This is a genomic window from Alysiella crassa DSM 2578 (assembly GCF_000745955.1).
GTDB classification, from domain to species: domain Bacteria; phylum Pseudomonadota; class Gammaproteobacteria; order Burkholderiales; family Neisseriaceae; genus Simonsiella; species Simonsiella crassa.
Window position 1 is genome coordinate 1 of record NZ_JQKH01000115.1, and the last position, 5,598, is coordinate 5,598.

The following is a 5,598-nucleotide window of genomic DNA, read 5'->3' on the forward strand; positions in this document are numbered from 1 at the left end:
TGCTTCACAAGCGATTGCGTTTTTGAAAGAATTGGAAGCAGGATTAAATGGTTACACTTATTTGGAAGACGAATAAGTTTTTCAGGCTGCCTTCCTTTTGATATAGGACAAAAATCTTTGAGCTGCCTGAAATCTGTTCCCTCCCCTGCTGGCGGGGGAGGGTTAGGGTGGGGGTGGCGCGTTGAATTTCTAACCCCCCCCCCCCCCCCCCCCCCCCCCCCCCCGGGGGGGGGGGGGGGGGGGGGGGGGGGGGGGTGGCGCGTTGAATTTCTAACCCCCACCCCAGCCCTCCCCCTTTCATAGGGGGAGGGGGGAGATAAGTGGTAACATCAAAAATGGTTATTGGTTTTCAGGCTGCCTGAAAATATGCACGAAACAAATTTTTCACAAAAAGGAACACAAAATGACTTTCACCACTTTAAATGGACAAACCGACATTTCTTTGGTTGCCAATAATTTTGGCTTTTGCAGGCTGCCTGTCCATTTTTCGCCCTACGACAGCGATGCCGATTGGGTCATCACAGGCGTGCCTTACGACATCGCCACATCAGGGCGCACAGGCAGCCGTTTTGGGGCGGAAGGCATTCGCCGCGCCTCGGTGAATTTGGCATGGGAAGGCTGCCGTTTCCCTTGGGATTTTGACGTACGCCAACGTTTGAACATCGTGGATTGTGGCGATTTGGTGTACGCTTTTGGCGACAGCCGCGATTTTGTACAAAAATTACAAAGCCATACCGAAAAACTGCTTGCTGCGGGCAAACGCTGCCTGACTTTTGGCGGCGACCATTTCATCACGCTGCCCTTGTTACGCGCCCACGCCAAACATTTCGGCAAACTCGCCCTGCTGCACTTTGACGCACACACCGACACCTACGAAAATGGCAGCGAATTTGACCACGGCACCATGTTCTACACCGCGCCCAAAGAAGGTTTGATTGACCCAGCGCGTTCCATACAAATTGGCATTCGCACCGAATACGACAAAAATTTGCCCTACACCGTATTGCCAGCCCCACAAGTCAATGATGACAGCGTAGAGAATATCATCAATAAAATCAAAGAGACCGTTGGCGATTTGCCCGTGTATTTGACCTTTGACATTGACTGCCTAGACCCAGCCTACGCCCCCGGTACGGGAACGCCTGTTTGTGGCGGTTTAAGCACCGACCGCGTGTTGAAAATCCTGCGCGGTTTGCAAGATGTGAACATTGTGGGCATGGATTTGGTGGAAGTTGCCCCAGCCTATGACCATGCGGACATCACGTCTTTGGCAGGCGCGACTTTGGCTTTGGAAATGCTGTATTTGCAAGGCAGCAAAAAGGCTTAATCAAAACAATGAATAAGTCGTTTAGTTGATTTTTCAGGCTGCCTGTATTTTTCAGGCAGCCTGAAAATCAGTCGCCAAATCCGAAACAGAAACCAAAGAAAAATTTAACTTTCAGGCAGCCTAAAAATTATTTTGCACGAAAAAATATGCCAGACCACGAAATCATCAAACGCCAACACAAATACGCCCTATTGCTGCTGATTGTTAGTGCAATTTGGCTTTATATCGCATGGCTCGCCGATGTATTTCAAATGCCACACCACAAGCATGAAAGATTATCTGACAACATCAGTTTTCAAATTTACCAACATAAAGGGGAGAATGTTTCTTTTTATTTCAATGGCTATCAAGTGTGGTGCAGCCAAAGCCAATCCGCCCATACCAATGTCTGTGAATTAAATAATATCAATAAAATCAATAATATTGATTTTATTGTTGGCGAATTTGAAAATGGCAAAGGACAACTGTTGCCCCACACCTATTTGAAACAGATGATTTACCAAGACGAACAGGGTAACACGCACAATTTTACCGTTTCCGATGAACAAATCGCCAAAAATCAATACGCGCAATTTGCCCAAAGCAAATTCTTGTTGATACTTTGGTGGATAATGACCTATGTAACCATTGCCTTGCGCTTTTTTAATCTTTACCGAGATTACCAAAGCATGATTGCGCTTACTGTTTTCGCTTCGGTTATTTTGATTTTTTATATTATTTCAATTACTTAAATATGATACGCCCAGCCAAAGCCTTCGCCATTTTGGGCGCAACCGCAAGCGGCAAAACCCGACTTGCACTCGCGCTCGCCGAACAATTCCCCTGCGAAATCATCAGCCTAGACAGCGCATTGATTTACCGCGACATGAACATCGGCACCGCCAAACCCAGCCGCGATGAACTGGCTGCCGTACCACACCATCTGATTGATATTGTTACACCTTTACAATCGTACAGCGCGGCGGAATTTTTGAGCGATTGCCTGCGTTTGGTTGATGAAATTGCGGCGCGTGGCAAAATCCCCTTGATTGTGGGCGGCACGATGATGTATTTTCACGCGCTCACGCATGGCTTGAACGATTTACCCGAAGCCAACCCCGAAATTCGCCAAAAATTACAACAAGATAAAGCCAAATACGGTTTATCGTTTTTATACAAACAATTACAAGATTGCGACCCCACCACCGCCGCACGGCTTGAACCTGCCGACAGCCAACGCATAGAACGCGCTTTGGAAGTTTTTCTTTTAACCAACAAGCCGTTGAGCCAACATTTTGCCGAACAAAAATCTGCGCCTGTGTTGGATTTGTTCACGCTGACTTTGCAGCCTGAAAACCGTGCCCAACTGCACACGCAAATTGCCCAACGTTTTGAAATCATGTTGAAAAATGGCTTTTTAGATGAAATGCAATTTTTGCGTGAACGCTATCCTGATTTGCATGAAAATTTGCCGTCCATGCGCTGCGTGGGTTATCGCCAAGCGTGGGATTTTTTAGAAAATCGCGTCAATCATCAGGATTTTGTGGCACAAGGCATTGCCGCCACGCGCCAGCTCGCCAAACGCCAAATCACTTGGTTGCGAAAAACCCACAGCAATTTGATTTTAGACCCTTTTTCACAAACGCTTGATGAGCAAGTGAAATGCACATCGCGTGCTTTGCAAAACTTTTTTTAGGCTGCCTGAAAAGCCAAACAACAAAATTTTTGCCTTCGGCGACTTACTTTTTAAAAAAGTAAGCCAAATGAATTGACACCCAATGGTTGCGGCTTTAAAAAATATTTCAGGCAGCCTGAAAATTGAAATGACTGAAATAAAATAAAAAATTTTGTTGTGCTTTTGATTGTGTCGCGTAACCGCAATGCAGCCTGAACGTATTTTTAACCATAAAAAACAAAATGATGATGAACCATAATCCTGTTTCCCTGCGCCGCCGCTTGTTTGCGCTGGCTTATGAAAGCCTGTTGATTGGCTCGGTTACGCTGCTCACGCTGCTGGTGTTGGGCATGCTGCAAACGTTTATTCAGCAACAAGTGGCTGTTTCGCCAAATGTTTTTATGCCTGTGTACACGCTGGCTTTGTTTGGTGCGTGGTGGTTTTATTTTAAAATGAATTGGTTGCGCGAACAGCAAACTCTGCCCATGCGCGTGTGGAAAATTGGCTTGCAAAGCGTTTCAGGCAGCCGCGCCACTTTGCGTGAACTGCGTTTGCGTTTTGTGTGGGCGTGTGTGTTTTTGGTGTTTGTGCCTTTGGTGGCGTATGCGGCGTTTCGCTTTGGCATGGGCGTGAAACCGCGTTTGGCGATGGGTTTGGCTTTGCTTTGGTGGATTTTGCCGTGGGGTTTTGCCAAATTCAATCCGCGCCAACAATTTTTGTACGATTATTTGGCTGGCACGGAATTGGTGGATTGGCAAGGGAAAAAATAAGAATAGGCAGCCTGAAGGTGGGTTCAGGCTGCCTGAATTTATTTTCGCAGCAAAGCGATGATTTCATCTTTGGCGGCAAGTTCGCGGTCTTTTTGGGCAAGCAGTTCGTTTTTGTGTTGGATAATCAGTTGGAGTTTTTCAATTTCAGAAATCAAATCAGATGATGGTGTGGCATAGAATGAAGTTTGATGATTATTGTCGCCATTTAATTGGATAACCAATCCAGCGTCATTTTTTAATAATTCAGTTACTTTAATGTTCAATATTTGGGCAATTTGTTGCAATCTGTTTAAATTGATTGCACTTTCCCCACGCTCAATTTTTGCATAACCACCAGCCGTGATGTTCAATTTTTCTGCCATATCTTCTTGTGTGAATTGATTTAATTCGCGCATGGTACGGATTTTTTCGTGGGTTTCCATGATTTTGTCCTTACAGTTCAAAAACTGCCTTTTTAGTAACTGGTTTAAATGGTTAACTTAAGTAAAATTATTTAACCGAAACGCTATTTTAAGCGAAGTAAGTAAGAAATCCCACTTTTTTATTTTTGATAAGGAAATATCTATGAAATTAAATCAGTTAGCTGTATTGACCAGCGTTTCTTTATTATTGGCTGCTTGTGCATCTGGTAGTTATCAATGGCACAAAAATGGTGTTTCAGTTCACGATACCAATAACCAAATCAGCAAATGTAAGTATGATATTGATATGGCAAGAGATGTTTCTGCTGAAAAAGCAAAAGCCATGCTGACAAATTGCATGCAAAAAGAAGGTTATCGTTGGGTTTATCGCTAAATCATCATTCAGGCAGCTTAAAAATCGTATTTTAATACTGCCTTTTTTATGGAAGCAATTATGAATAATGTCAAAAAAGGTGTTTTAGGAACAATCGGTGCAGGTTGTTTAGCAGTAGGTGGATTTTTTTGGGATAACGGTGGCAAAGATGTTGCAAAAGATATGACTAAAACCGCCATCAATCATGCTGCACCTGAAATCAAAGCATTGATACCCGAACCTTTAAAAGCAGGTTTGTTAAACAATGAAATCAGCCCCGAAAAAAGTAATGAATTTCAAACGGCTTATGAGCAATGTCATGAACAAACTGCCAACAATCCCAAAATCAATCTATCAGATGTTGTGGCTGTGTATGATGCCAATATTACTTGCTTACTTGTTCAAAAAAATCAAGGCGCAACACTTGATAAAATAGCCGAGAATAATCCTGAATTAAAACAAACATTAGCCGAAATTCGTCAGAAACTTTCTTCAACTTCACCATAATCGGAGACAAATATGAAATTGTTTTTAGCCTTTACAACCATAATGGTTTTAACTGCATGTACTTCAAATGATGTCCCTAAACAAAGTAATCGTACCGAAGTTCAAGCTGAATGCGCGAAACATTATGCCCATATCAGCGATGAATTTTCGCGTGGCAGCAAAATCAAATCTTGTATGCGCAATCGTGGTGCTTTGTAATTGGATTTATTGTAACTCAGGCAGCCTGAAAGGATTTCTCCCTTTTTCAGGCTGCCTTTCAGTACACGACAAAAAAAGTACAATAAAAAAAGAAGTCCGCATCAATTCAGTGGTATCGTATTAATTTTCTCACGACTAATCCAATATGACTGAATTGAGCGAACTCACCCATATCGTAACCAAAACTTTCAAATGGCACAAGAGCCACGTTATTGTTTTTGTGTATTTATTGTGTACCATTGCCATGCGGCAGACCTGTAATTTGAGCAAATTGGCAATGTTTTTCCCTGATGCCAAAGCAACAAACGCCTCTTCCTATCGCCGTATCCAACGGTTTTTTAAGGAAGTTGTTTTTGATTATGACGCGG

9 protein-coding genes and 1 pseudogene are annotated in these 5,598 nt (G+C 43.4%); 9 read left to right on the forward strand and 1 reads right to left on the reverse strand.

Annotated features, from left to right (window positions below; translation table 11 throughout):
- From Q338_RS15520 to Q338_RS11865, 5 genes are all read left to right on the forward strand, one after another.
- A partial coding sequence (locus Q338_RS15520; RefSeq protein WP_211249459.1) for a hypothetical protein occupies nt 1-76 on the forward strand: 76 nt, incomplete at its 5' end.
- A 327-nt stretch (nt 77-403) separates the two neighbouring features.
- Nucleotides 404-1,327: an agmatinase gene (gene speB, locus Q338_RS11850; protein WP_034295711.1), complete on the forward strand. Its 924-nt coding sequence runs from the start codon at nt 404-406 to the stop codon at nt 1,325-1,327.
- Nucleotides 1,328-1,473: 146 nt separating this feature from the next.
- The gene (locus Q338_RS11855) at nt 1,474-2,058 is read left to right on the forward strand and encodes a hypothetical protein (protein WP_034295712.1); all 585 of its coding nucleotides are present in this window, start codon (nt 1,474-1,476) and stop codon (nt 2,056-2,058) included.
- A gap of 5 nt (nt 2,059-2,063) precedes the next feature.
- Nucleotides 2,064-3,002, forward strand: coding sequence for a tRNA (adenosine(37)-N6)-dimethylallyltransferase MiaA (gene miaA, locus Q338_RS11860; RefSeq protein ID WP_115723733.1), 939 nt, complete (start codon nt 2,064-2,066; stop codon nt 3,000-3,002).
- A gap of 221 nt (nt 3,003-3,223) precedes the next feature.
- Complete coding sequence (locus tag Q338_RS11865; RefSeq protein ID WP_377896417.1) at nt 3,224-3,751, forward strand: RDD family protein; 528 nt, start codon at nt 3,224-3,226, stop codon at nt 3,749-3,751.
- Nucleotides 3,752-3,789: 38 nt separating this feature from the next.
- Here the strand turns inward: Q338_RS11865 and Q338_RS11870 are convergent, their stop codons facing one another.
- Complete coding sequence (locus Q338_RS11870) at nt 3,790-4,173, reverse strand: helix-turn-helix domain-containing protein (RefSeq protein ID WP_034295716.1); 384 nt, start codon at nt 4,171-4,173, stop codon at nt 3,790-3,792.
- Between the two features lie 142 nt (nt 4,174-4,315).
- Between Q338_RS11870 and Q338_RS11875 the strand changes: the two genes are divergently transcribed.
- From Q338_RS11875 to Q338_RS11890, 4 genes and pseudogenes are all read left to right on the forward strand, one after another.
- Nucleotides 4,316-4,546 (forward strand): hypothetical protein, encoded by a 231-nt coding sequence (locus Q338_RS11875; protein ID WP_034295717.1) that lies wholly within the window; start codon nt 4,316-4,318, stop codon nt 4,544-4,546.
- Nucleotides 4,547-4,606: 60 nt separating this feature from the next.
- Nucleotides 4,607-5,032, forward strand: coding sequence for a hypothetical protein (locus Q338_RS11880; RefSeq protein WP_147293719.1), 426 nt, complete (start codon nt 4,607-4,609; stop codon nt 5,030-5,032).
- Between the two features lie 12 nt (nt 5,033-5,044).
- A complete protein-coding gene (locus tag Q338_RS11885; protein WP_034295720.1) occupies nt 5,045-5,230 on the forward strand; it encodes a hypothetical protein in 186 nt (61 codons plus the stop codon).
- 145 nt (nt 5,231-5,375) lie between these two features.
- Nucleotides 5,376-5,598 (forward strand): annotated as a pseudogene (locus tag Q338_RS11890) (IS4-like element ISAba33 family transposase); the annotation flags it as partial.

What these genes read in the sequence shown, in the direction of transcription:
- speB (WP_034295711.1), top strand. Translation starts at nt 404, where the DNA reads ATGACTTTCACCACTTTAAATGGACAAACCGACATTTCTTTGGTTGCC.
- Q338_RS11855 (WP_034295712.1), top strand. Translation starts at nt 1,474, where the DNA reads ATGCCAGACCACGAAATCATCAAACGCCAACACAAATACGCCCTATTG.
- Q338_RS11865 (WP_377896417.1), top strand. Translation starts at nt 3,224, where the DNA reads ATGATGATGAACCATAATCCTGTTTCCCTGCGCCGCCGCTTGTTTGCG.
- Q338_RS11870 (WP_034295716.1), bottom strand. Translation starts at nt 4,173, where the DNA reads ATGGAAACCCACGAAAAAATCCGTACCATGCGCGAATTAAATCAATTC.
- Q338_RS11875 (WP_034295717.1), top strand. Translation starts at nt 4,316, where the DNA reads ATGAAATTAAATCAGTTAGCTGTATTGACCAGCGTTTCTTTATTATTG.
- Q338_RS11880 (WP_147293719.1), top strand. Translation starts at nt 4,607, where the DNA reads ATGAATAATGTCAAAAAAGGTGTTTTAGGAACAATCGGTGCAGGTTGT.
- Q338_RS11885 (WP_034295720.1), top strand. Translation starts at nt 5,045, where the DNA reads ATGAAATTGTTTTTAGCCTTTACAACCATAATGGTTTTAACTGCATGT.